Origin of the sequence: Arthrobacter sp. zg-Y1110, assembly GCF_025244865.1 — a bacterium.
GTDB lineage: Bacteria > Actinomycetota > Actinomycetes > Actinomycetales > Micrococcaceae > Arthrobacter_B.
Genome location: NZ_CP104272.1, coordinates 3,261,437 through 3,286,200 on the forward strand (window position 1 = coordinate 3,261,437; position 24,764 = coordinate 3,286,200).

Here is a 24,764-nt window from a genome sequence, read left to right on the forward strand (position 1 = left end):
GACTTTTCGTTATTCCAAGTACACGCCCCTGCGGACAGACTGAAAGTGCCTTCCCGGTCGGGTTGGCCGTGTTTTCTCTAGGAGTCCCATGAATAACAGCATGATTTCCCTCGTCACCGGCGCCAACAAAGGTATCGGGCGCGAGATTGCCGGCCAGCTGGCGGCGCTCGGCCACACCGTGGTGGTAGCCGCACGGAACGCCGACGCCGGTGAGCGGGCTGCTGCGGAGGTGCGCGCGGAGGGTGGAGACGCCGTCGCCGTCGTCCTCGATGTGACCGATCCGGCCTCGGTGGCGGCCGCTGCGGACGAGGTAAAGCGCCGCTTCGGGCGGCTGGATGCCCTGATCAACAACGCCGGGATTGTGGCGACGCCGGGAGTCAGCTTTGCTGCCCAACAGCCGGGCTCGGCCGACGTGAATGAAATCCGCTCGGTCTTCGAGACCAACTTCTTCGGCGTCATCTCCGTGACGGCGGCCTTCCTGCCGCTGCTGCGCCTCTCCGAGGCCCCTCGGATCGTCAACGTCTCCAGCGTGGCCGGATCCCTCGCCGCAGTATCCAATCCGGCCAACACCGACCCGATCGCCGCCGGGTACGCGCCGTCCAAAACCGCCCTGACCTCCCTGACGCTGCAGTATGCGAAGGGACTTGCTCCGGAAGGCATCCTGATTAATGCGGTCTGTCCGGGTTTTGTTGCCACCGATCTGAACGGTTTCCGGGGAACACGCACACCGGAGCAGGGCGCCAGGGCAGCCGTCCGGATGGCCACGATCCCGGCGGACGGGCCCACCGGCACCTTCAGCGATGAGGACGGTCCCCTGCCCTGGTAACGCGCACCCGCGCCTGGGCGGGTTAGCCCCGGCCGGCTCGCCAAAAATGCGGCTATCCCCCCGGCCCGTGCTGAGCTATGGTCTGCGTAGACCGGGGGGACACATGAAAACTCGATTTACCGCAGCGATGGGCGTTGCCGCAGCCGGCGCCCTGTTTACCGGCGTGCTCGCCGGTTGCGGAACCACCGACGCGGAAAGCAACGAGGCGTTGGCCCGCGCGGAGGCCAGCGCCCGTCCCACGCCGGAGCCCACCATGACCCTACGGCCCTGCCCGGGCGGCGAAATTATGCGGATCGACCCGGCCGGGGGCTACGTGAGCATCAAACCCGATTGCTTCGACCAGGCGGTGGCGGAAGCCATCGCCGAGTTCCCGGAGCCGCTGCCGGCCGGTATGGATTGGCGGATCGAACTCAGCAACTTCAGCGACCCCGCGGCCGGAACCCAGCAGGGACAGATCAGCATCCAGGACGGAGTCCAGGACACCACGGTCGCCGGCTACTGGCTCTGCGCCTGGATGGATTCCTACCTCCAGGCCCTCGACAGCGGAGACGCGGCCGGCCAGGGACACAGCATGGAGTACCTGGCCAAGTACACATCCCTGCCCGCAATACAGGAACACATGGTCAACCCCGAGGTCTTTGATGCCTCCGTCATTGCCCCGGCACGGGCCGGAGATCCCGCTCTGTTGCGGGAGTATTTCAAGGGCAGCTGTTCATCCTTCACCCGATAGGCCAGACCACCTCGAAGCGTTCGAACACCAGCTCGTCCTCCTCTGACCAGCTGCCACCGCGCGCTGCGGCCGTGCGTTCCCAGAACTTCCGGTGCTCGCGCTGCCAGGACGCCAGGCTCCGGTCATCTTCACCCTCGTCGTAGGCGAAAGCCTCATCCGCGTCGGCAAAGGTCCCGAGCCGCAGTTCGGTGGTGCGCAGGATCGCTTTCGGCGCACCGGCGCCGTCGCAGACAATCCAGTGGATGCCGATGCGCGGAAGCGGTTCGCCTTCCGCGACATACTCAGCGACGTGCGAGGAGGTGGCCCGCTTGCGGCCATCCAGGACCAGGGCCAGCAGTTCATCGGCCAGTGCCGGGGAATCGCCGAAGGTTTCCACGGTGTATTCCCCGGCGGCCGCAGCCCGGGCGGGGAATGCCGCGGCGTAGGCGTCCCAAAGGAGCGCGGCGGCGTTGAAGTCGAGCGTGATTTCGGAAGGGTCGGAGCTGTCCATACTGGTCAGTCTGCCAGCCCTGCCGCCGTTAACGCGGGACGACGGCGGCACCTAAGGCGCCGCCGTCGTCGTGCGTTGGGAACCGGTTACGCCTGCTGGCGGGCCGGCAGCAGGGGTGCGAAGAACCCCGCGAGCTCCGCGGTGGCCGTCAGCGGCAGCACGTTGGCGACGTACTGGTCCGGGCGGACCACCACCACCGCGCCGTTCCGGGAAATTCCGCGCTGCTCGAAGATGTCGGCGGTCGGGTCGGCGCCGTAGACCTTCGCCAGGTCGTCGAGCTGGAACGGTCCGACCTGCGGCTTGAACACCGCCGGCACGGCACCCAGATCAATGCCCGTGTGGTCCTGCTGGTAGATCACCTTGACGTCGAACCAGGCATCCCGGTCCGCTCCTTCCGGCGTGGCCGCGAGCGGGGAGTCCGGCGCGGTGTCCAGCCAGTCCGCCAGCTCGGCCACCGGCGAGGGCGTGCCTGCAGCCGCGGCGTCGGCGAAGACGTAGATCCGCCACTTGCCGTCCGCCCGCGCCTGGTGGCCCAGCTGCACCGGGTTGGTGTCGCACACGCGGAGCACAGGCGCGGACTTGAAGCGCTTGCCGATGGGGAAGCCGGCGGCCAGGTCCTGGTGCTTCGGCTCGGCAATGAGCATGGAGGGGGTGTACTCGGTCATGAACCCGGCCGGGAACTCGGCGGTGCGGACGTAGAAGTCCTCCAGGTCCGAGGGGTTCTCGAACTCTTCGGGCTTCTTCGCCATGAGCGTGGACCACTCTTTGTCGAAGTCGATGAGGTTCTTTGCCACCACCTGGCGTTCCGCAGAGTAGGTGGAGAGCAGGGTTTCCGGGCTGCGGCCGTCCAGCACGTGGCCGAGCTTCCAGCCCAGGTTGAAGCCGTCCTGCATGGAGACGTTCATGCCCTGGCCGGCCTTGGCGCTGTGCGTATGGCAGGCGTCGCCGGTAATGAAGACGCGCGGGGTGCGGGTGCCGAGGTCCTCGGGCACAACGTCGTCGAACCGATCGGTGAGCCGGTGGCCCACCTCGTACACGCTGTGCCAGGCGACGTTGCGGACGTCGAGCGTGTAGGGGGCCATGATGCCGTTGGCCTTGGCGATGATCTGGTCAATGGAGGTCTTGCGGACGGCACCATTGTCGCCTTCGGGCACAACACCGAGGTCAACGTACATGCGGAACAGGTGGCCGCCCTCGCGCGGGATGAGCAGGATGCTGCCGCCGTTGGAGGACTGGATGGCGCACTTGGTGCGGATGTCGGGGAAGTCGGTGTTGGCCAGCACATCCATCACGCCCCAGGCGTGGTTGGCCTTGTCTCCGGCCAGGGTGCAGCCGATGGAGTCGCGGACCTTGCTGCGGGCGCCGTCGGAGCCGACCACGTACTTGGCTTTAACCGTGCGCTCCGTGCCTTCATCCGTGCCGGCCGTGGACAGGAGGGTGACGGTGACCGGGTACTCGGCGTCGTCGTCGACCTCCAGACCGCGGAATTCGAACCCGTAGTCGGGCTGCATACGGGTGGGCGAGTTGGCCATGAACCGGGCGAAGTAGTCCAGCACGCGGGCCTGGTTGACGATCAGGTGCGGGAATTCGCTGATTCCGGCGGGGTCATCCAGGGCGCGGCCGGAACGGACGATATTCTCCGGATTTTCGGGGTCCGGGCGCCAGAAGCACATCTCGGTAATGCGGTAGGCCTCGGCGGTGATTTCCTCGGCGAAGCCGAATGCCTGGAAGGTTTCCACGCTGCGGGCCTGGATGCCGTCCGCCTGGCCGATGGCGAGGCGGCTGTCCCGCCGCTCCACGATCCGGGTGGTGACACTGGGGAACTGCGACAGCTGCGCGGCGGTGAGCATCCCGGCGGGACCGGAGCCGACGATCAGCACGTCCACTTTGTCGGGCAGGTCGGCGGGGCGGTCGACGCCGGTGCCGGCGGCGGGCTGGATGCGGGGGTCACCGGATACGTAGCCGTGGTGGTGGAACTGCACGGGGTCCTCACTTCGTTGTGCCGTTGGTGGCCGCCGATCGTGTTCGTTATTTGAACAGAACGTTCGATAGTCGAACCGCCGGCGGTGTAGTCACCGTACCGGAGACATGACGTGGGTCACAAGCGGAACGGTTCGGTGTGACGGTTCAATATTCAGCCGGGCCGGATGCCGGTTTGCGAAAGATCCTGCGCTTTGTCGCAATTCCTGCGCCGCGCGACGCAGGAATTGTCACAAACTGCAGGGATCACGACAAACCGTAGGAATTCCCGAATTTCACGGACGTCGGAGTCCAGCCCATCCGACCGCGGCCGGACATTGTCGACGCCGCGGAACGTTTGGCTTTTCGACCGCATTATCTTCTAGGCGGGGCCACGGACTTCTATTCTTTGTGGCATGCCGCATCTGCCGCGCCCGCCGCTTCCTGCTGCCCGCATCTCGGATGAAACGCACCGGGTGACCACCTTCGAGTTGTTCTTTGACCTGGTGTTCGTGTTCGCCTTCACCCAGGTCACCGGATTCATGGTGCACGAGCATTCATTCCTGGGCGTGTTGCAGGGGATGGTCATCCTGGTCCTGCTCTGGTGGTCCTGGGCCCCCTTTTCCTGGCTCGCCAACCAGGCACACGTCGACGAGGGGTTGATGCGGTTCGGCCTGTCCGCCGTGATGGTGGCGGCCTTTATCGCCGCCCTGGCTATTCCGGAAGCGTTCGAAGACCTCGACGGCGGCCTCCACGGCCCGATGGTCCTTGCCCTGGCCTATTCTGCGGTCCGGATCCTGCACCTGGTCCTGTACGTGTATGCGTCCGGGAACGATCGGCCGCTGCGCCGGCAGATAGCCAAGCTGACCTTCACCGCCGTCCTGGGAGCGGCGCTGGTCGTCACCGGGGCGCTGCTGGGCGGCACCGCACAGACCTGGTTCTGGCTGGCCGGCATGGTGCTGGACACCGGCCTCACCTTCCTCATCTCGTGGCACGGCAACTGGCGGATCCACTCGGCGGCGCACTGGACCGAACGGTATGCACTCGTGGTCATCCTCGCACTCGGCGAATCCATCGTGTCCATCGGCGTCGGTGCCTCCGAACTGCCCGTGAGCGTGCCGGTGCTGACCGGTGCGGCGGCGGGAATCTGTCTGTCCATCGGGCTTTGGTGGCTCTACTTCGACGTCACGGCCGTCGCGGCCGAACACCGCTTCGCCGCTCTGCGCGGATCCGCCCGGTCTTCCGCCGCCGTCGTCGCATACACCTACCTGCACCTACCCCTCGTAGCCGGCATTGTGCTCACGGCCCTGGGCGTCGAGGACGTGTTGGCGCATGTGGAGGAGGGGAAGGGCCTGAGCAGCGTTGGGGTTTTCGCGTTGTTCGGCGGCCCGGCACTGTACCTGCTGGGCACCGCTGCCTTCTGGCGGAGGATGGGCGGCGGATGGAAGAAGTGGCGGCTGGGTACGGCCGCGCTGCTGCTGGCGTTGGTGGCCGCTGGTCCGCCGTTGACCTCCTTGGCGGCGCTTCTCCTCGTTACCGCCCTGGTTGCGGGGCTGGTTACCGTGGAGAGCCTGCTGTACCGCGAGGTCCGGCACCGGGTGCGGGGTGCGCAGGCGGCCGGGCCCGGCGGCGACCAGACCCGGTAACGGGGCGGCGGGTGACGTTTCCCTCCGCACCGGACGACCCTTGACGCAGCACGGGTTGGATTCCCTGCGTTTTGGGCAAAACCCTGCAGGATGGATGCCATGACCATTGCAAAAACCGTCCTCCTGTTCCTCCTGGCGGCTGCCGCCGAAATCGGCGGAGCCTGGCTGGTGTGGCAGTCCGTGCGGGAGGACCGGGCGTGGTGGTGGGCGGGTCTGGGCGTGATGGCCCTGGGCGCCTACGGATTTGTGGCCACGCTGCAGCCGGACGCGCACTTTGGGCGGATCCTGGCCGCCTATGGTGGAGTGTTCGTGGCCGGGTCGCTGGCCTGGGGCATGGTCTTCGACGGCTTCCGGCCCGACCGGTGGGACATCCTCGGGTCGCTGATCTGCCTGGCGGGCGTCGCCGTGATCATGTTCGCACCCCGCAGCCCGGTGTCGTAACTGCTTCCGCATCCGGATACTACTTTCCGGGATTGGCCTCGGACCAGCGGTGGTAGGCAGCCACGAGCGGCTTGGCCGAAAGCCCATGCGCGAAGACACTCAGGCCTACCGTGACAACCACCGTCGTCAGGAGCGTGGTTGCCGCCGGGATTCCCCCCTCAAAGGCCAGCAGGCCGAACACCACGGAGGCCAGCCCCCGGGGGCCGAACCACCCCATGAACACCTGGGTTTGCCACCGCACACCGCTGCCGGCCAGGGCGACGGCGACCGGCAGCATCCGCACGACGGTGAGGCTCAGCACGGCGTAGGCCACAACCTGCCAGGTGATGTGCGGGACGGCGGTCAGGACCGCGACCGCGCCGAAAATCATCCAAGTGGCCGCGGCGAGAACACTCCCCACCTCGGCGGTGAAGGAAGTCGTGTCGATGTTCCCTGCACGGCTGGACAGGCGGAACGCCATTCCTCCCACAAACGCCGCGATGAACACACTGCCGCCGAGCGAACCCGCCGCCGCGTAGGCGCCGAGGGCAACGGCCAGCGTGAACGGCTGGCGCCACTGCGTTTCAATCCGTCCGGCAGCGGCCCGCAACAGGTACCCGCCTGCTCCCCCGACACCGACCCCGGCCAGCAGCCCCCATCCGATTTGCTCCGCGATGGCATCCACGACAGCCGACGGTACGCTGCCGTCAAGCGTCGCCAACGAGATGTCCAGCGACACCAGAAAGAACGGCACCGCGATGCCATCGTTCAGGCCGCTTTCCACAGTCAGTGCCTGGCGCACGCGCCCCGGCACCGCGGTATCCTCGACGACCCTCTGCCCCAGCGCGGCGTCGGTCGAGCAGAGCATCGCGGACAGGAGGAAAACACTGGCCAGGGGAAGTTCGGGGAAGAGGAGCAGCCCGGCCCCGAAGCCAAGGACAAGGGTCAGCGGCAGCCCGATCAGCAGCAACCGCCCCGGCCACCCGAGAGTTCGGCGCAGGATTCCAAGATCGAGCCGGGCGGCGTCGGTGAAGAGAAGGAACACAAGGGCCAGTTCGGTGACCCGCTCGACGGCGTGGCTTTCCAGGGTGGGTGATCCGCCCAACGCCGCCGCGAGGACAGTCCCGGCGAGCACGAACGCCATGGCACTCGTCACCCCTCGGCGGCTCAGCGGCGCCGAAAAAGCACCGAAAACTATCAGCACCGCGGCTCCGAGCAGTAGCGGAATCATCCTGTTCCTCCCCGTACCTGTCACAGCGGCGGCGGTCCTTGCCGTTGGGGTATGACCACGACTCAAATTACGAGATAGTGCCGTGGCCGTCGAGAGCGGGCAGCCAGCGGGCCGCCGGAGCAGCCCCGGAAGACGGCGGCGAAACGGGAGGCGGGGCCCTCCCCGGACGCCGGACCCATCCCCTCGGGGAAGGCAACCCGATATTCTATGGACGTCAGCCGCCGTACAAAGTCTGACCCCGCAGGACCTGCCGGATGGCGCAAAACGCCGTTGTAGAGAGGTCGCCGATCATGGCCAGTATCGAGGTCACGCACCCGAGCGTTACGGAACGCGTGGCAGCAGGCAAGGACCGCCGGGAGACAACACCCGTCTCCGCCCATCAAGGGTGGGTTCCAGCAGCCGACCGCCCGGACCCCGTCGCGCTCATCGAAGAACAGAACCTCACCCGCGATGCGGACCTCGTGCCGGTGCGCCACGGCCGGATGCTTGACTCTCCGTTTACCTTCTACCGGGGTGCAGCCAAGGTCATGGCCGCCGACCTCAAGGACACACCGAGATCCGGCCTGACCGCCCAGCTCTGCGGCGACGCCCATTTGTCGAACTTCGGGGTATTCGCCTCACCCGAGCGGATCCTGCTGTTCGACCTCAATGACTTCGACGAAACACTTCCGGGTCCGTTCGAGTACGACGTGCTGCGGATGTCCGCGAGTTTCACCATTGCGGCCAGGAACAACTCCTTCACCAACGAAGAGGCGCGCTCGGCAACCCTTGCCGCGGTTCGGGGTTACCGCGAAGCGATGCGCGAGTTCGCACAAATGGGAACCATGGACATCTGGTACGCGCGTCTGACGGAACAGGATATTTTGTCCACGATCCAGCTGGGGGCGGACAACGGGAAGGGCAAGGTGGAGAAAAAGGCAGCGAAGCAGATCGAAAAGAGGGCGCAACAGGCCGTCCGGAAGGCGCGTTCCCGGGACAGCCTGCAGGCACTGTCCAAGCTGGCCGAGCGCGTGGACGGGAAGTACCGAATCGTCAGCCAACCGCCGATCGTCATCCCGCTCAGGGAGTTCGGTGATTCATACGGTTTATCCGCGGACCAGATGTGGGAGGAATCCCGCGAACAGCTCCGGTCCTACCGGGCCACGTTGCAGGACGACAGGCGCGACCTCCTCGAGCGCTTCGAAATCGTCGATATCGCCCGCAAGGTGGTGGGTGTGGGCAGCGTCGGCACCCGGGGCTTTATCGCGTTGCTTCAGGGCCGCGATTCAGATGACCCGCTGTTCCTGCAGGTCAAGGAAGCAACACGGTCAGTCCTTGAGGACCACCTGCCCAAAAGCAGATACCGCCAGCCGGGCCAGCGCGTAGTGCAGGGCCAGCGAAGGATGCAGGCCGCCAGCGACATCTTCCTGGGCTGGACCAAGGGCGTGCAGGAAAACCGGTACCTGTACTGGCGCCAGCTGCGGGACATGAAGGGCTCAGTGGTCGTGGAAACGATGAAACCCCGCGGGATGGAGTTTTACGCCCGCACCTGCGGCTGGACATTGGCCCGGGCCCACGCCAGATCAGGAGACCCGGTCGCGATCGCCGCCTATCTTGGCAAGAGCGAGAAGTTCGATAACTCGATCACCGACTTCTGCGAGCGGTACGCAGATCAAAACGAGCGGGACTATCAAGCCTTCGCCGATGCGGTACGTTCCGGGCGCCTGCCCGCGGTCGAAGGGGTCTAGCCCCAGATCACCCCGCCACGTAGGCGGCCAGATGCTCTCCGGTCAGCGTGGACGCGTCCGCCACCAGATCCGCCGGGGTCCCCTCGAACACGATGCGCCCGCCGTCCCGCCCGGCACCGGGGCCCAGGTCGATGATCCAGTCCGCATGCGCCATCACCGCCTGGTGGTGCTCGATCACGATCACGGACTTCCCGGAATCCACCAGCCGGTCCAGCAGGGCCAGCAGTTGTTCGACGTCGGCCAGGTGCAGGCCGGTGGTCGGCTCGTCCAGCACAAAGACGGCTTCCTTGCCGCCCATATGGGTGGCCAGCTTCAGCCGCTGCCGTTCGCCGCCGGAAAGCGTGGTCAGCGGCTGTCCCAGATGAAGGTATCCGAGTCCGACGTCGGCCAGCTGGCTCAGGATCTTATGTGCGGCCGGGGTGCGGGCTTCGCCGTCGCCGAAGAACTCCTGCGCCTCGGCCACTGACAGGGCCAGCACCTCGGCAATATCCTTCCCGCCCAACGTGTATTCCAGCACCGAGGCTTGGAAGCGGCGGCCCTCGCAGTCCTCGCATACCGATTCCACCGTGGCCATCACGCCCAGCTCGGTGTAGATCACCCCGGCGCCGTTGCAGGACGGGCACGCCCCCTCGGAGTTGGAGGAAAACAGGGCGGGCTTCACGCCGTTGGCCTTCGCGAACGCCTTGCGGATCGGTTCCAGCAGACCGGTGTAGGTGGCCGGGTTGCTGCGCCGGGAACCGCGGATGGCGGCCTGGTCCACTGTCACCACGCCTTCCCGCCCGGACACCGACCCGGTGATCAGCGAGCTCTTGCCGGAGCCGGCCACCCCGGTGAGGACCACCAGGACACCCAGCGGAATGTCGACGTCGACGTCGCGCAGGTTGTTGGTGGCGGCACCGCGCACTTCCAGGGACGACGACGCCTGCCGCACCGAATCCTTGAGCCGCGCCCGGTCCCCGAGGTGGCGGCCGGTCAGCGTGCCGCTCTTCCGCAGTCCCTCCAGCGGTCCCTCGAAGGTAACCGTGCCGCCCCCGGCGCCGGCGCCCGGGCCCAGGTCCACCACGTGGTCCGCAATCGCGATGGTTTCCGGTTTGTGTTCCACCACCAGCACCGTGTTCCCCTTGTCCCGCAGCTGCAGCAGCAGCTGATTCATCCGGGCAATGTCGTGCGGATGCAGGCCGATGGTCGGTTCGTCGAAAACGTAGGTGACGTCGGTCAGCGAGGAGCCCAGGTGGCGGATCATCTTGGTCCGCTGCGACTCGCCGCCGGACAGGGTGCCCGAGGGGCGGTCCAGGGACAGGTAGCCCAGCCCGATTTCCGCGAAGGCGTCCAGCAGGTGCTGCAGCCCGGCCAGCAGCGGCGCCACCGAGGGTTCCTTCAGCCCGCGGACCCAGCCGGCGAGGTCGCTGATCTGCATGGCACAGACGTCGGCGATGTTGAGGCCGCCGATCTTCGAGGACCGTGCCTCCGGGCTGATCCGGGTGCCGTCGCATTCGGGGCAGGTGCTGAAGGTGATGGCGCGATCCACGAAGGCGCGGATGTGCGGCTGCATGGCTTCGGGGTCCTTGGACAGCATGGACTTGGAGATCTTCGGAATCAGCCCTTCATAGGTGAGGTTGATGCCTTCCACTTTGATCTTGGTGGGCTCCTTGTACAGCAGGTCATGCAGCTCGCGCTTATTGAACTTTGCAATCGGCTTGTCCATGTTGAAGAACCCGGAGCCGGCGTAGATCCGCCCGAACCAGCCGTCCATGCTGTAGCCCGGCACCGTGATGGCGCCTTCGGACAGTGATTTCGCGCCGTCGAACAGTGCCGTGAGGTCGAAGTCGGTGACCGCTCCCGTCCCCTCACAGCGCGGGCACATGCCGCCGAGCCGGTTGAACACCGCCTTTTCCGCCCGGGTCTTCCCGTCGCCCCGCTCCACCGTGATGGCGCCGGAGGCCTTCACGGACGGGACGTTGAAGGAATACGCGTTGGGCGGGCCGATGTTCGGCTGCCCCAGCCGGCTGAACAGGATCCGCAGCATCGCGTTCGCATCGGTGGCGGTGCCCACGGTGGAGCGCGGGTTCGAACCCATCCGTTCCTGGTCAACAATGATCGCGGTGGTCAGCCCCTCCAGCAGGTCCACCTCCGGCCGGGCCAGGGAGGGCATAAACCCCTGCACAAAGGCACTGTAGGTCTCGTTGATCAGCCGCTGGGATTCGGCCGCCACGGTTCCGAATACCAGCGAGCTCTTGCCGGAGCCGGACACGCCGGTAAACACCGTCAGCCGACGCTTGGGAATCTCGATGCTGATGTCACGCAGGTTGTTCACCCGCGCACCCTGCACCCGGATCACGTCATGGCTGTCCGCGGCGTGCGACGCCTGCCCGGTGCCGGTGCTCGTCGTAGTGTCCGTGCTCATTGCCGCTCCATCCGCCCGGGTCGGTCCCGTGCCTCATTGTCCCGCGCCTTCACCGACGGTCCGATTCTGCCCGGTCGCTCCCGGCGCGGCAACGGCTAACGGGAACGACGACGGCGGGTCCCGGCAGGCGCGGCCTTTCCGCACTCACGGAAGGCCTGGCCGATCCTGCAAATCGGCGCCTGAGCTACACTCGGCCGCATGCCCGCACACGCTGCACCCCCTCCCCAGGCACCGCTGACCTTGGGCATGACCGTGTGGGCCATCTGCGGGGTACCGGCCCTGATCGGGGCGGTCCTGGCTGCAGCTTCCCTCCAGTCCGCCCTCGCCGGGACGGGCGCCACCCGGGACCAGGCTCTGCGCTTCCTGCCGTTTCTTCTCACGTTTTTCGGGGCGGTAGCTGCCTATATCGTGTTGCGGCGCGCCACCTCTGCGGGCCAGGCCTGGCTGTGTTCAACGCTCACCGGGACGTTGCTCCTTGTGGGTGCGCTTCCCGTTACGCTGAGCCTCGGCGGGGCATTGGTGAGCGAGTGGTGCGAGGATGCCCCGGGCGGCCGGGGGTACAGCCCGTCCGGAGCAGCGGAGGAAGTTCCCTGGCTGTGCCGGTAAGCAGAAGAAAGGCACGAAGATGGCAAAGCTTGATCTCCGGGTACGGCTGGTGGGCAAGGTGCTGGCGCGCTTCTCCGTGGCCCGCAAGAGCGAGGAACAGATTCTCGCTGACCAGCAGCGCACCATCAAGCACAACCCGGTTCTGGACTGGGTGCTGGGCGGCGTCGCATCCGGCGTAAAAATGACGGACGACACCGCCGCGGGTGCGGAGGGCCGGATCCCCGTCCGGGTGTACCGGCCGAAGGACGCCGATGGAACCTTGCCCCTGGTGGTCCTGATCCACGGCGGCGGCTGGACCGTCGGCAACCTGGACATCTATGACTCGCTGGCCAGCACTATCGCCCGGGACGCACGCGCCGTCGTCGTTTCCCTCGAGTACCGGCTGGCGCCGACGCATCCCTGGCCAGCCGCCGCGGAGGACTGCTATGCGGCGCTGGTCGAGGTGGCCGGACGCGCTGCCGATTGGGAGGCCGACGCCGGCCGGCTCGCCGTGGTGGGCGACAGTGCCGGAGGCAACCTGGCGGCGGTGCTGACGCTGATGTCCCGGGACCGGTCCGGTCCCGCCATCGCGTTCCAGGGGCTGATCTACCCCGCTACCGACCTGACCTTGGGCAGCCCGTCAATCGAGGAGAACGCCAACGCGCCCATCCTCACCAAGGAGGAGATTCTCCGCTACGGCAGCCTCTACGTTCCCGATCTGGCAGACCGCAGCAACCCGTATGCCTCGCCGCTGCTGGCCCTGGACCACACCGGGCTGCCGCCGGCACTGATCCAGGTAGCCGAACACGACCCCATCCGCGACGACGGGCTGCGGTACGCCGAAGCGCTGCGCAAGGCCGGCGTTCCGGTTCGCGTCACCACGTATGTGGGAATGCCGCACGGTTACCTGGCCTTCCCGCGGCTGTGCCGCAGCGCCCCGCAGGCGCTGGCGGAACTGTGTGCGGAGCTGCGGCGGCAACTCGTACCGGCAACGGTGCGGTAACTTCCCGCACCCTCCGCTGCCGGATCCGGCTTGAGGATGGCGGGGTACCCTCGCTGCATGGGGAACTCTGCCGCAGGCTTGAAACCGCTGCTTCTGCCCGCCGTCGTCGCCGCCCTCTGGCTGATTTCCGGCTGGGCCTTCGAAGCGCTGCTGACCGCAGGGAACGGCCGGATACCGATCTTCCTGGCTTCACTGGTCTCCCCGGACACTATGCCGGTCCGCATCAAGTCTCTCCTGGACGGTTCCGGCCTGGTGCTGGTGGCCGGGTTAACAGCCCTGGCCGTGGCCGCGTTCACCTTGGTGCTCCTGCCCGATAGCAGGAAGACCGGCACCCGGGGCGCGCTCTTCCTAGCCAACTGGATGAGCGTGACGCTGGCGGCCGTGGCCGGTTCAGCGGTGCTGGCCGTGGCTTCGGTCCTGGCCCAATGGCCCCTGGGCAGGGCACAGTGGATTTTTGACCTGCTTGGGCCCTCACTGCTCACCGGAGCGTATTGGGGGGTTGCATGGGGCTGGGTGCCGGCCCTCGTGGCCACCTTCCTTTCCGCCCGCGCTTCCGACGGGGCGGGTTCCCATCTGCCGGAGAAACGTCACGCAGCCCGAGTTCCGGAGGAACCCGCTCCCACCGCCCGGGTTCGGCAGCGTGGCTGGGCCCTGGGCGCATTCGTGCTGTTCTCGGCGGCCGTGCTGGTTGCACTGCCGCTCACCGCCCGCAATCCCTCGCAGCCTGTTCCGGAGCCTGCCGCGACGCCCACTCCGGAGCCAACGGTTTACGGTGCCGAGCCGGTGGGTGCCGCCCTCTCCGAGCCGGATCCGCTGTGGTGCACCGGTGAAGAAGTCGAGTCCTCGATCGGCGGGTGGGATGCAGCCATGGGCCACCGGGCAGCGCAGATCACTGTGCGAAACACGGGAACACGGTCCTGCACGGTGCAGGGCTACCCGGATCTGGACTTCGAGAGCAGCGACGGCTGGGTCATGGGCATCACTGCGGTGCACGGCGGCTCCCACATGACCGAGGATTCTCCAGTGCAGCCGGTGACGCTGACCCCCGGGGAAGCAGCCACGGCCTCGATCGGCTGGCGCGGTACCGCCGGGGCGGGCATGGTTCGGGTAGGCACCTTGCTGGTGGCCCCCTACTCCGGGACCGTGCGCCAGGAACTGGAGGCGGACATCGACTTGGCGGAGCCCGGCTTCCTGACGGTCACAGCCTGGGAGGCCGCAGGCTAGGCCTTGCCGGCGGCCATGACCCCGGCCTTGGACCGCAAAGACATGATGGACCCGACGGATAGCCAGGACATCACCGCCACCGCGGACAACGCCGATCCGATGGACAGCGCCGAGCCAAAGGACCCGATCGAGCCGATGGAGCACGCCGACCCCACGCTGCCGATCGACAGCACCGAGTTCTTCGACCCGATGGACAGCACCGACCCGGATGACCACAACGACAGCACCGAACGTTCCACGTCTGCTCCTCTTCTCTTCTCTTCTCTTCTCTTCTCTCCAGTGCACCGCTGATGGCGCACCAATCCCTGCACCCTAGCCGCCGCGGATCCCCGATACGCGAGTACCGGAAGCCGAATCAAGAAAGTGTCAACAAATCCTTGACGTTTCGAAGATGTCAAGCTTTGATTGACACCATGAGAACTTTCCGCATCTTCACCGCCGTTTACGCCGCAGTGATGTTTCTGGTTGGCGTTGCACTATTTGCCCTCTGGTTGCTGCTCGACCTGCATGGATTCCCCAAGGGCCTCTGCCAGGGTGCCGGCGGCGCCCTGATCGTGGGCAGCGTGTACCTTGCCGTCGCGCACGTCCGGCGGAGAAGCACGGACAGCAGCGGCAGGGAGTACTGGCTGCCCAGCCGCGACGCCGGTGAACAGCCGTGACCCGCGGTCCGGTCACCGACCTGCAGGAGCAGATCGGCGCACTGATCCTCGGCGACTACGACGACGCCGGGACCCTCACCGAGGAGGACCACCTCGCCCTCGTGGCTCGGGCAGGGGCAGCCGAGCAGGCAAGCCAGCAGCTGCAGCACCGGGCGGTCGCGGCGGCCCGGAGCGCGGGAGTCAGCTGGGCTGCACTGGGCCGCGAGCTGGGGATGACCCGGCAGGCGGTACAGCAGCGTTTCGGTACGCGCCCGGAGGAACAGGCCCCCGGTTCCCGCGAGCGCTGGCTCGGCCCGGTCACGGCCTTCGATGAAATGCCCGAGCTGGAACTGGCCGGGCGGATGGGCTGGCGCACCATCGGCGTCGACATGCTCCGGCACCGGATGCTGCAGACGGACACCCAGTGGGAACACCGCCGTGTGCTCTGGACCCGGCCTTCCTCCCACTACGAAACGGACGGCTGGCAGGTGGGGAGCCGGTCCTTCCCGTGGCTCTACCTCGTGCGGGACCTGCATCGGGCGCCCGAACCTACTCCAAAGTGACCCCGCTCAAGCGGGCCACGGCCTTGGGGTCCCGGTGGTCGAAAAACATGGACTTCCCGGTATCGAGGTCGGCTATGGAGGCCATTTCCTGTGGGCTGAGCTCGAAGTCGAACACATCGAAGTTCTCCGCCATCCGGTCCGGGCGGACCGATTTCGGGATCACCACTATTCGGCGTTGAATCAGCCAGCGGAGCACCACCTGGGGAATGGACTTCCCGTGGGTGTCGCCGACGGCCGAGAGCGTGGGATCGGAGAAGAGATTGTTCTTACCCTCGGCGAAGGGCGCCCAGGACTCGTGCCGGACGCCGTGGTCGCTCATCAACTGGTTTTCGACCGCCCGCTGGTAGAACGGGTTGGTTTCAATCTGGTTCACGGCCGGAACCACGTCGTGGTGCATGATCAGATCGATCAACCGGTCCGGGGCGAAGTTCGAAACACCGATGGCCCGCGCGGCGCCGTCGTTGTAGAGCTGTTCCATTACCCGCCACTCGCCGTAGACGTCACCGAAGGGCTGGTGGATCAGGTACAGATCCACATACTCCATGCCTAGGTTCTGCAACGAGTTCTCGAAGGCGCGTGTGGTGGTGGCCTCGCCGTTGTCCTGGATCCAGAGCTTGGTGGTGATGAACAGTTCGTTGCGTGCCAGGCCGCTCTTCTGCACCGCACGTCCCACGGCGTCTTCGTTTTGGTACGCCGCGGCGGTGTCCAGCGAGCGGTATCCCGCAGCCAGCGCGTTGGTCACGGCCTCTTCGGTCTCATCCGGCGGGACCTGATACACGCCGAAGCCCAGGATCGGCATTTCGACGCCGTTGTTTAAGGTGACGTTCTCCATCGGCTTTCCTCTCGGTGGTCTTCCGGAATACAGTCCCCGACACTACGCGTGACGACCCGCCGGACGGGAGGGTCTTGTCCCAGTCCCAGCCACCCCCGGCCTAACCCGAGCCCAGGATGCCTGCCCCTAGGCGGACGCCCGGCGCTCCTCGTCGCTGCGCAGGATGCAGAATTCGTTGCCCTCCGGATCTGCGAGCACCACCCACCCGGTGCCGTCCGCGTTGCGCCGGTCGTCGACTTCGCGGGCGCCCAGCCCCAGAAGGCGCTCGAGTTCCTGGTCGCGGGTACCTTCGGCGGGCTTCAAGTCCAGATGGACGCGGTTCTTGATCTGCTTGGCGTCCGGAACCTCAATGAACAGCAGCCGCTGCGTGCCGTCCTGGGAGAAGATCATGCATTCCTCCTCGCCCGGCCGGTTCGGGTCCTCCGGGTCTTCCCGGAAGCCGAGGATCCGCCGCCAGAACACGGACTGACCGTAGGCGTCGAGGCTGTCGAAGGATGTGTGGGAGATCAGGGATGCCATGGTGAGGAGCCTAAAGGGTTTCCTGCGCATATGACACTGCCCACAACGGGGCCCCTCCCGCGGATTTTGCCCGATTCCGCCGCCGTACGATCGGAAATGGGCCCCGCCCCACCACAGCGCCGAACGTGCCGTGGGAACCGGCAATCCAACCAGGAGGATCCAACCGTGAGCGAACGACTCAAAGACAAAGTATCCCTGATTACCGGCGCAGCCAGCGGTATGGGCGCCTCCCACGCACGGGCTTTCGTGCGTGAAGGCGCCAAGGTGATGATCGCCGACATCAACGACGACGCCGGTGCCGCCCTGGCCGCGGAACTGGGCGACGCCGCACGCTACGTGCATCTGAATGTCACCAGCGCCGAGGACTGGGCCGCCGCCGTGGCAGCCACGCTCGAAACCTTCGGCGGCCTCAATATCCTGGTGAACAACGCCGGCATCCTCGACGGCGGTCCGCTCGGCCAATATCCGGCGGAGCGCTGGCAGCGGGCACTGGACATCAACCTGACCGGCCCCTTCCTCGGCATGTCCGCAGCAGTCGAGGCGCTCAAGGCGTCCGCGCCGTCGTCGGTCATCAACATTTCCTCCACCGCCGGACTGGAGGGCATTGCCGGAATGCACGGCTACACGGCGTCGAAGTTCGGCCTGCGCGGACTGACGAAGTCCACCGCGCTGGAACTCGCCGCATCCCACGTGCGGGTCAACTCGGTGCACCCGGGGTCCATCCAGACGCCGATGACCGCCGTGATGGGCAGGCAGAAGCCGATCGACTTCACCGAAACCACCCTCACCCGGCCGGCCGCTCCGGAAGAGGTCACCAGTGTTGTCCTCTTCCTGGCCAGCGACGAGTCAAGCTTCTCCACGGGTGCCGAGTTTGTGGTCGACGGCGGGATCACCGCCGGGAAGATCTACAACGTCTAAACCGGCGGTGTTCCGCGGACCGGCACACGCGGTGCCGGTCCGCGGTCCCCTTACGCCGGCTGGGATATCAAGGCTGTCGACGGAGGTGCGGGAGATCAGGGAGGCCGGGGGGAAGAACCTAAGGACCGTGGTGACCGACTAGTCGCGCAGGAACAACCCGAGCACTTGATTGATGATTCCGGGAGTGGTTCCCCGGGACAGGTCCAGTGCAGCATTCCTTCGGTAGTACGGCGAAAGGTCCAACCCGACACCGAGCCCAATTATCTCCACTCCGCCGCTAACCTCGTGCGACGAAACGATGCTTTGCAAGTGTTGTTCCAGATAGTGGTCGTCGTTGGCAAGGGACGTGGCCCCGTCCATCGGACTGCCGTCGGAAAGAACCATCAGGATCCGCCGCCCTGAACCGCCGTCGCCGGCGGAACCATGCCCCTCCGAGGAATCCGCGAGCCGCCGGCAGGCCCAATCGACGGCTTCGCCATCCACGCCTTCCCGGAATAACTCCTTCTTCATCAGCCCTGCGATGCCCGGACGGGCCTGCCGCCAGGGGGTGTCGCCATCCTTGAACACCAAATGCTGCACCTCATTGAGGCGCCCGGGGTTCGGGGGCCGTCCGGCACCGATCCAGTCCTTCCCTACGCGGCCGCCGTTCCAGGTACCCGTCGTGAACCCAAGGACTTCACAGCGCGCGCCGACAAGGTCCAAGGCGCGTGCATAGACATCAACGAGGGCTGCAATAGCAGCACTGTGCTCTTTCATGGATCCGGAGCAGTCCACCAGGAAAGTGACTCGGACCTCGCTTCGGGATTGGATCCGATCCGTCCGGAAAACCCGATGGTCTCCGGAAGACGTAACAATCCGGGCGAGCCTGCTGCCGTCTAAGCGTCCTTCGAGGGCGTCGCCGTCCCAGCCGTCCGGGATGGCTGAGGACAGCACCGCGGCAAGACTGGATCCCAGCCTGTGAACGTTGATGCCCTGCCCGGCGATACTCTCATCCAACTGCTGCCGGTAGTGGCGGAGCAGCCCAGTGCGGACCAGGTCCGTTGCCATGAGCTCGCGGTCATAGGCTCTGGTGAAGCAGCGATATCCGGTGCCACCGGATTCCAGCGCCTGGCTGTTCCCATAGCTGGCAACCGGGATGGCATCCCCGCTGCTTTCCTGGTCGAAGAGCAGAGGAAACGAAGCACTCCGGCCACCTCGGGATGGCCTTTTCCCCGCCACGATCATGTGCTCTATAGTGGCGGCGATAGCCTCGGCGATGGCAAGAGCATGGCCTGCGAACACCCGCTGAGATGCCCTCTCCCGCCGAAGGGCAGCCAGATGCACACCGAGGCGAGGAGCCAGCCGGGCCCAGATGGATTCGATTCGGTCCTCATATTCCGGACAGATGGGGTCCAGCGTGATTCTCGCACGGCAGACCTGCGACACCGCAAAGACGATGACTCCCAAGTCGGTCCCGGACAAGGTGGACCCGTAAAACTCCCTAGACCACTGCTGGAAGCGCCGATTCAGGTTGACCCGGATACCTGGCATCTCCGGGTCGCTCAGGGATTCAACCCGGAACTGTTCGAGCATTTCAAAAACGAGCATGCGGGCTGGTTCTGTTGGACAGAGATATCGGTGCAAAACCGGGTCACTGTGCCGAAGCCGTAGGGCCATGCCGTCAGCCACGCCGCGGACGTCTTCCAAGGCCGGGGGGTCCTCCCCCATGTGGAGGTGCGGTGCAGGCATCGACAGTGAAGTGCTGCCCCTGTACAGCGTGGCGCCTCGAAAGTGCACGTCGGGCTGACCGGAAAGGGAACGTATGACCGCCGCGCAGAGCTCAAATGTCTGTTTTTGGCGGCGGAGCGCGGCTACAGCGCCTTCCCCGGAAACCGCAGGGTCGCGATCCTCCAGACCGGGTCCGGCATGCACGACGGGATCCATAGGTGGGTGGGCCTTAGCTAGCCATAACGGGTGAGTGGTTGCGCTTGGGCGGCACTGGTCCAGACGCCGGCGGGGCCAATTCGCGGTCGAAACAGCGCTGGAAGTATTCCGCAAGGAGAGTTTGCTCGGCCTCGTCACACCTGTTGGCGAAGGACAACCGGAATGCCTTGCCGGCATCGCCGAAGACGCCGACATTCTCGGCCCAGGTAATCACTGTCCGCGGAGACATCAGTGTGGAGAGGTCGCCTACGCGGAACCCCTCGCGTGTCAGGTTGGCCACTGCCACCATGGATGCCACCAGTTTTCGGCCGGCGGCATCCTCCAGTTCGGGCACCTGAGCCAAAACGATCCCGGCCTCTTCCGCCGCGCTGGGATGGTTTAGCGAAGCGATGATGTTCCAGCGGTCCATTTGGGCGTGGTTCAGCCGTTGAACGCCATGGTACATACCGTTGAGGTTCCCCAAACCCACCGTGTTGGCTGTGGCGAAGAGCCGGAACCCGGGGTGCACGTCGAGGACCCGGTTCTGATCCAGCATCGTTAACTTGCCGTCGCGCTCCAAGAGCCGCTGGATCACGAACATCACATCCGGCCGTCCGGCATCGTACTCATCCAAAATCAGGGCCATCGGACGTTGAACTGCCCATGGAACGATTCCTTCTTGGAACTCCGTGACTTGTTTGCCCTCCTTGAGTACCACCCCATCCCGCCCTATCAGGTCGAGTCTGCTGATATGGCCATCCAGATTCACGCGCACACAACCCCAGTTCAGGCGTGCCGCCACCTGTTCGATATGTGTCGACTTGCCCGTTCCATGCAGCCCCTGAAGCAGCATCCGCCGGTTCCGGGTGAACGCCACCAGGATGGCTAATGTGACTTCTTCGTTAAAGAGATAGGCGGGATCTATTCGGGGGACATGCTCACCGCCTTCCCGGAATGCCGGCACCATAAGGTCCGAGTCGACGCCGAATACGTCACGGACAGACACCATGTGGTCCGGCATCACGCAGTTCAGCTGGTCCACAACCCGTCCCCCTCCGCCAAGCCTGCGTCGTTGCCGCCCTTACCGCTTCCATCAGGGGCGGAAGAACCTAATTCAATCTCGCCAAGCGCCGCAGCAGCACGGTGCAGGGCGGGAAGAAGCTTCAATCCCTTCTCGGGGGTGAGCCGCATGGCTGGCGCCTGTACTGCCACACATAGGTTGGAAACCGGATTCCCGGTCGGAACCAACACGGCCACGCACACCAGACCTGGGAGGAATTCCTCGTCGTCGATGGCGTAGCCATCCCGGCGGACGAGTTGAAGTTCCTCGTCGATTAGGTCCGGGTCCGTCATGGTCTTATCTGTGTAGCGTTCCAACGGCGCGGCGGAGATCAGGCGCCTGCGCTGGGCGGGGCTGAGCTGGGAGAGGATCATCTTTCCACTGGCTGAACAGTGCACCGGGACGCGGGAACCAGGCTGGAGCGTTATCCTCAACGGCTCAGGGGTTTCAATGCGGTCTAGGTAGACCACCTCGCTGCCAGACACGGTTGTGACGTTGCAGCTTTCGCCCAATTCCCTCACGAGATCGCGCAGGACAGCATGTCTGGCCCCGTGATGTATGTCGTTGATTAGCAGTTTCTCCGCCATCCGGCGCAGCCTGGCCCCGGTGCCATAGTGCCGACCGTTATTTTCCCGAACCAACAGCCCTGAGCCCTCGAGTTGCTGAAGCATGCGATGAAGAGTCGGCTTGGGGGTTCCTGTTTCCTCCACCAAGCCCTGAAGCGTAAAGAGCTGATCTTTCGTGGCGATTAACTCCAAGAGGGAGAACAACCGCATGGTGGGGGTGTCGCCAACGAGTTCAGACGGTACCGGAGCAGATTCCCCGAGCCTGCGAATTTCTGCCATTCGATTGTCTCCGATCACGTAGTAGGCAACATACTGCCACATATAGCGAAATGCTGTACATCACGTTTCAACTATTTAAATTTCCGTTGACGGTTCGTCGTCCTTGGCATACTCTCGGCTCCAGTACCGAAAACAGGAACATTTTGTTCCATTTTTCTCAAAAGTCTGGGTGAACGCCTGGAGGAGGAGCATCATCATGGTCGACCTTTTTCCTGTTGCCGAAGACGGCACAACAGCTGCACCCGATACCGGTTCATCCGCGGTAGGGACCACAGGCCCACAGAAGCTGGCTGCGCCACAGAAATCCCCCAGGGAAGCCATCAAGGGGATGCAAAAAATGACCCCCTCAGAGGCTTTCGTTGAAACCTTGGTTGCCAACGACGTAACTGACATTTTCGGCATTATGGGATCGGCCTTCATGGATGCCATGGACATCTTTGCTCCGGCGGGCATACGGCTGGTTCCGGTCGTACATGAGCAGGGGGCCGCCCATATGGCGGACGGTTATGCCCGCGCTAGCGGGCGCCATGGTGTGGTCATCGGCCAGAATGGCCCCGGCATCAGCAACTGTGTCACTGGTATCGCTGCAGCATTCTGGGCGCATAGCCCCGTCGTCATCGTGACACCGGAGGCAGGCACCACGGGCATCGGCCTCGGTGGTTTCCAAGAGGCCAAACAGCTGCCCATGTTTCAGGAGTTCACAAAATACCAAGGCCACGTGACCCATCCAGCCCGGATGGCCGAGTACACCGGGCGGTGCTTCGACCGCGCCATGTCCGAAAACGGCCCGACCCAGCTCAACATTCCCCGCGATTACTTCTACGGTGAAATTACTGCTGAAATCCCTGAACCTCGCCGGGTTGACCGCGGCGCCGGCGGCTCCAAGACCTTGGATGAAGCGGCAGCATTGATCGCTTCCGCCAAGTTCCCGGTCATTGTTTCCGGCGGTGGGGTGGTAATGGCAGACGGTATCGAGGAATGCAAGGCTCTGGCAGAACGCTTGGGCGCTCCCGTGGTGAACAGCTACCAGCACAACGATTCGTTCCCGGCCAGCCACCCCCTTTGGGCCGGACCGCTCGGCTACCAGGGTTCCAAGGCGGGCATGAAGCTCATCTCGCAGGCCGACGTCGTCATTGCTCTCGGTACCCGGCTTGGCCCGTTCGGTACCCTGCCGCAGTATGGTCAGGCCTACTGGCCTACCGAGGCCAAGATCATCCAGATCGATGCCGACCATACGATGCTCGGCCTGGTCAAGAAGATCAGTGTCGGCATTTGCGGCGATGCCAAGGCAGTTGCCATCGAACTCATTCGACGACTCGATCAAGTCGTTCTGGACTGCGATGCGACCAAGACTGAACGTGCGACCGCCATCAAGGCTGAAAAGGAAGCCTGGGAAGAGGAACTGATTGCATGGACCCACGAAACTGACGAGTACAGCCTTGACATGCTCGAAGAGCACAAAAACGAGGAGGGCAACTGGTTGTCGCCTCGGCAGGTACTACGTGAACTTGAGAAGGCCATGCCGGAAGATGTCATGATCTCCACCGACATAGGCAACATCAACTCCGTGGCACACAGCTACCTGCGCTTTGAAAAGCCGCGCAGTTTCTTCGCTCCCATGAGCTTCGGTAACTGCGGCTACGCGTTGCCAACCATCATTGGAGCAAAAGCGGCTGCCATGGAGCGTCCCGCTGTTGCCTACGCGGGTGACGGGGCTTGGGCTATGAGCATGGGCGAAGTGCTCACCGCGGTCCGGCACGACATCCCGGTTACTGCGGTCGTTTTTCGCAACCGGCAGTGGGGTGCCGAAAAAAAGAACCAGGTCGAATTCTACAACCGCCGGTTTGTTGCCGGTGAACTGGACAACGAGAACGAGAGCTTTGCCGCCATGGCGCAAACCATGGGGGCAGAGGGCATTGTGGTGGACCGCTTGGACGAAGTCGGACCAGCACTTAAACGCGCGCTTGCTGCCCAGCTGAACGAGGGAAAAACCACCGTCATCGAAATCATGTGCACTCGGGAGCTCGGTGACCCGTTCAGGCGCGACGCCCTCGCCAAACCGATCCGCCTGCTCGACAAGTACAAGGATTACGTATAAATCCCTGGCTCCTGAAATCTGCGCCCTGCGGAGGCCTCCTGAAGGCCTCCGCAGGCAACTTACGAGAGGGTATGCCCGTGACGGCAGAAATCGCCGGGAGGCCGGAACTTCGGACAGGGGAGTCCGTTGCGAGCACCGTGTTTGACCGTTGGAGGCAGGAACTGTCCGGCCATGACCGAACCGTCGGCTTCGCTGACGGTGAGGACCCGAGAGCCATACGCGCCGCCGCCGTCCTTGGATCCCAGGGGATTCTCCTCCCCCGATTGGTGGGTAGGAGCGCAGAAATCCAGCGGCTAGCGCAACAGCTCGGATGTGAGGTTCCGCGCGGATGGATACTCGACGTCGGCGAACTAGCCGGGGACAGCGCCATCGACCGCATCGTCTCTAGTATTCGTATCCGGAAGCCCGAGCAGCTGGAGCAGGTTAGACAGGATCCCGTCTACCTGGCCGCTGCTGCACTGAAGGCCGGCTGCGTCGACGCATGCGTCGCGGGCGCGGGCTCCCCAACGGCTCTGGTCCTGCGGGCCGCGCTACGGGTTGTGGGGTTGTCGCGCGGCTGCAGCACCCTGAGCAGTTCTTTCCTGATGCTGCTGCCGAACGGCCGGCAGATAACCTTCGGAGATTGTGCTGTCGTCCCCGATCCTTCAGCCGAGGAATTGGCGGATATCGCCGCATCAGCAGCGATGATGCACCAGACGCTAACCGGAGAGCGCGCCAAGGTAGCGCTCTTATCGTTCTCAACCCGGGACAGTGCCGTTCACCCGCATGTAGACAAGATCAAAAACGCCATGGTAGTCCTCCGGGCCCGCCACCCGTCGCTGCAAGCGGATGGAGAACTGCAGCTAGATGCTGCTTTAGTACCCCAGATCGGCATGTTGAAGGCGCCCGGTTCAGCTGTTGCGGGCCACGCCAACGTACTCATTTTTCCTACCCTCGATGCGGCCAATATCGGTTACAAAATCACCGAACGGTTGGGCGGAGCCCTGGCTTTGGGCCCCCTCCTTCAGGGACTGGCGGCGCCAATGAACGACCTGTCCCGTGGCTGCACCACAGATGACATCTACTCCATGGGTCTCCTGAGCGCCAGGCAGTCCCTAGATCTGAACCGCTGATATTCCGAGTCCGCGGTACGTTCCACAACCTG

General features: G+C 64.9%; 23 protein-coding genes. 14 read left to right on the forward strand and 9 right to left on the reverse strand.

Annotated features, from left to right (window positions below; translation table 11 throughout):
• Positions 1–88: 88 nt before the first annotated feature.
• A complete protein-coding gene (locus N2K99_RS15275; protein WP_227932800.1) occupies positions 89–826 on the forward strand; it encodes an SDR family oxidoreductase in 738 nt (245 codons plus the stop codon).
• Positions 827–929: 103 nt separating this feature from the next.
• A complete protein-coding gene (locus N2K99_RS15280) occupies positions 930–1,556 on the forward strand; it encodes a hypothetical protein (RefSeq protein WP_227932799.1) in 627 nt (208 codons plus the stop codon).
• Here the strand turns inward: N2K99_RS15280 and N2K99_RS15285 are convergent.
• Both N2K99_RS15285 and N2K99_RS15290 read right to left on the reverse strand, forming a co-directional pair.
• Positions 1,546–2,046 carry an ASCH domain-containing protein gene (locus tag N2K99_RS15285; protein ID WP_227932798.1) on the reverse strand — a complete coding sequence of 167 codons (501 nt, stop codon included), beginning with the start codon at positions 2,044–2,046 and terminating at the stop codon, positions 1,546–1,548. The genes N2K99_RS15280 and N2K99_RS15285 overlap by 11 nt on opposite strands.
• Before the next feature lie 86 nt (positions 2,047–2,132).
• Positions 2,133–4,028 (reverse strand): FAD-binding monooxygenase, encoded by a 1,896-nt coding sequence (locus tag N2K99_RS15290; protein WP_227932797.1) that lies wholly within the window; start codon positions 4,026–4,028, stop codon positions 2,133–2,135.
• Positions 4,029–4,421: 393 nt separating this feature from the next.
• On the opposite strand from N2K99_RS15290, the gene N2K99_RS15295 reads away from it, so the two are divergent.
• The gene (locus N2K99_RS15295; protein WP_227932796.1) at positions 4,422–5,651 is read left to right on the forward strand and encodes a low temperature requirement protein A; all 1,230 of its coding nucleotides are present in this window, start codon (positions 4,422–4,424) and stop codon (positions 5,649–5,651) included.
• A 99-nt stretch (positions 5,652–5,750) separates the two neighbouring features.
• On the forward strand, positions 5,751–6,092 hold the full coding sequence (locus tag N2K99_RS15300; RefSeq protein ID WP_227919775.1) for a YnfA family protein: 342 nt from the start codon (positions 5,751–5,753) through the stop codon (positions 6,090–6,092).
• A gap of 19 nt (positions 6,093–6,111) precedes the next feature.
• On the opposite strand, the gene N2K99_RS15305 is transcribed toward N2K99_RS15300, so the two are convergent.
• Positions 6,112–7,302 (reverse strand): cation:proton antiporter, encoded by a 1,191-nt coding sequence (locus N2K99_RS15305; protein ID WP_227932795.1) that lies wholly within the window; start codon positions 7,300–7,302, stop codon positions 6,112–6,114.
• Between the two features lie 290 nt (positions 7,303–7,592).
• Here N2K99_RS15305 and N2K99_RS15310 point away from each other — a divergent pair, with 290 nt between their 5' ends.
• Positions 7,593–9,029 (forward strand): DUF2252 domain-containing protein, encoded by a 1,437-nt coding sequence (locus N2K99_RS15310; RefSeq protein WP_227932794.1) that lies wholly within the window; start codon positions 7,593–7,595, stop codon positions 9,027–9,029.
• A 7-nt stretch (positions 9,030–9,036) separates the two neighbouring features.
• On the opposite strand, the gene N2K99_RS15315 is transcribed toward N2K99_RS15310, so the two are convergent.
• Positions 9,037–11,433 (reverse strand): excinuclease ABC subunit UvrA, encoded by a 2,397-nt coding sequence (locus tag N2K99_RS15315; RefSeq protein WP_227932793.1) that lies wholly within the window; start codon positions 11,431–11,433, stop codon positions 9,037–9,039.
• A 198-nt stretch (positions 11,434–11,631) separates the two neighbouring features.
• Between N2K99_RS15315 and N2K99_RS15320 the strand changes: the two genes are divergently transcribed.
• The 6 genes from N2K99_RS15320 to N2K99_RS15345 all read left to right on the forward strand — a co-directional run bounded on the left by N2K99_RS15320 (position 11,632) and on the right by N2K99_RS15345 (position 15,446).
• Entirely contained in the window at positions 11,632–12,039 is a 408-nt protein-coding gene (locus tag N2K99_RS15320) for a hypothetical protein (protein ID WP_227932792.1), read from the forward strand.
• Between the two features lie 19 nt (positions 12,040–12,058).
• The gene (locus N2K99_RS15325; protein ID WP_227932791.1) at positions 12,059–13,021 is read left to right on the forward strand and encodes an alpha/beta hydrolase; all 963 of its coding nucleotides are present in this window, start codon (positions 12,059–12,061) and stop codon (positions 13,019–13,021) included.
• A 57-nt stretch (positions 13,022–13,078) separates the two neighbouring features.
• Complete coding sequence (locus tag N2K99_RS15330; RefSeq protein ID WP_227932790.1) at positions 13,079–14,245, forward strand: DUF4232 domain-containing protein; 1,167 nt, start codon at positions 13,079–13,081, stop codon at positions 14,243–14,245.
• Between the two features lie 45 nt (positions 14,246–14,290).
• Positions 14,291–14,536 (forward strand): hypothetical protein, encoded by a 246-nt coding sequence (locus N2K99_RS15335; RefSeq protein ID WP_260554685.1) that lies wholly within the window; start codon positions 14,291–14,293, stop codon positions 14,534–14,536.
• A 122-nt stretch (positions 14,537–14,658) separates the two neighbouring features.
• A complete protein-coding gene (locus tag N2K99_RS15340) occupies positions 14,659–14,904 on the forward strand; it encodes a hypothetical protein (RefSeq protein ID WP_227932788.1) in 246 nt (81 codons plus the stop codon).
• Positions 14,901–15,446: a hypothetical protein gene (locus tag N2K99_RS15345; protein ID WP_227919817.1), complete on the forward strand. Its 546-nt coding sequence runs from the start codon at positions 14,901–14,903 to the stop codon at positions 15,444–15,446. Before N2K99_RS15340 ends, N2K99_RS15345 begins: the two co-directional genes overlap by 4 nt.
• On the opposite strand, the gene N2K99_RS15350 is transcribed toward N2K99_RS15345, so the two are convergent.
• Positions 15,433–16,278: an aldo/keto reductase gene (locus tag N2K99_RS15350; protein WP_227919821.1), complete on the reverse strand. Its 846-nt coding sequence runs from the start codon at positions 16,276–16,278 to the stop codon at positions 15,433–15,435. The two genes, N2K99_RS15345 and N2K99_RS15350, sit on opposite strands and share 14 nt — an antisense overlap.
• Before the next feature lie 126 nt (positions 16,279–16,404).
• Entirely contained in the window at positions 16,405–16,797 is a 393-nt protein-coding gene (locus N2K99_RS15355; protein ID WP_227919823.1) for a VOC family protein, read from the reverse strand.
• Positions 16,798–16,962: 165 nt separating this feature from the next.
• Between N2K99_RS15355 and N2K99_RS15360 the strand changes: the two genes are divergently transcribed.
• The gene (locus tag N2K99_RS15360; protein ID WP_227932787.1) at positions 16,963–17,715 is read left to right on the forward strand and encodes a glucose 1-dehydrogenase; all 753 of its coding nucleotides are present in this window, start codon (positions 16,963–16,965) and stop codon (positions 17,713–17,715) included.
• Positions 17,716–17,853: 138 nt separating this feature from the next.
• Here N2K99_RS15360 and N2K99_RS15365 read toward each other — a convergent pair whose 3' ends face one another.
• Genes N2K99_RS15365 through N2K99_RS15375 form a run of 3 tightly spaced genes read right to left on the reverse strand, consistent with a single transcriptional unit; the run spans position 17,854 to position 21,522 of the window.
• Entirely contained in the window at positions 17,854–19,638 is a 1,785-nt protein-coding gene (locus tag N2K99_RS15365) for a cobaltochelatase CobT-related protein (protein WP_227932786.1), read from the reverse strand.
• Between the two features lie 13 nt (positions 19,639–19,651).
• Positions 19,652–20,659, reverse strand: coding sequence for an AAA family ATPase (locus tag N2K99_RS15370; protein ID WP_227932785.1), 1,008 nt, complete (start codon positions 20,657–20,659; stop codon positions 19,652–19,654).
• Positions 20,647–21,522: an IclR family transcriptional regulator gene (locus tag N2K99_RS15375; RefSeq protein WP_227932784.1), complete on the reverse strand. Its 876-nt coding sequence runs from the start codon at positions 21,520–21,522 to the stop codon at positions 20,647–20,649. The genes N2K99_RS15370 and N2K99_RS15375 overlap by 13 nt, the downstream gene beginning before the upstream one ends.
• Before the next feature lie 196 nt (positions 21,523–21,718).
• On the opposite strand from N2K99_RS15375, the gene xsc reads away from it, so the two are divergent.
• Positions 21,719–23,620: a sulfoacetaldehyde acetyltransferase gene (gene xsc / locus N2K99_RS15380; protein WP_227932783.1), complete on the forward strand. Its 1,902-nt coding sequence runs from the start codon at positions 21,719–21,721 to the stop codon at positions 23,618–23,620.
• Positions 23,621–23,697: 77 nt separating this feature from the next.
• Entirely contained in the window at positions 23,698–24,732 is a 1,035-nt protein-coding gene (locus N2K99_RS15385; RefSeq protein WP_227932782.1) for a phosphotransacetylase, read from the forward strand.
• The last annotated feature ends 32 nt before the right edge of the window (positions 24,733–24,764 follow it).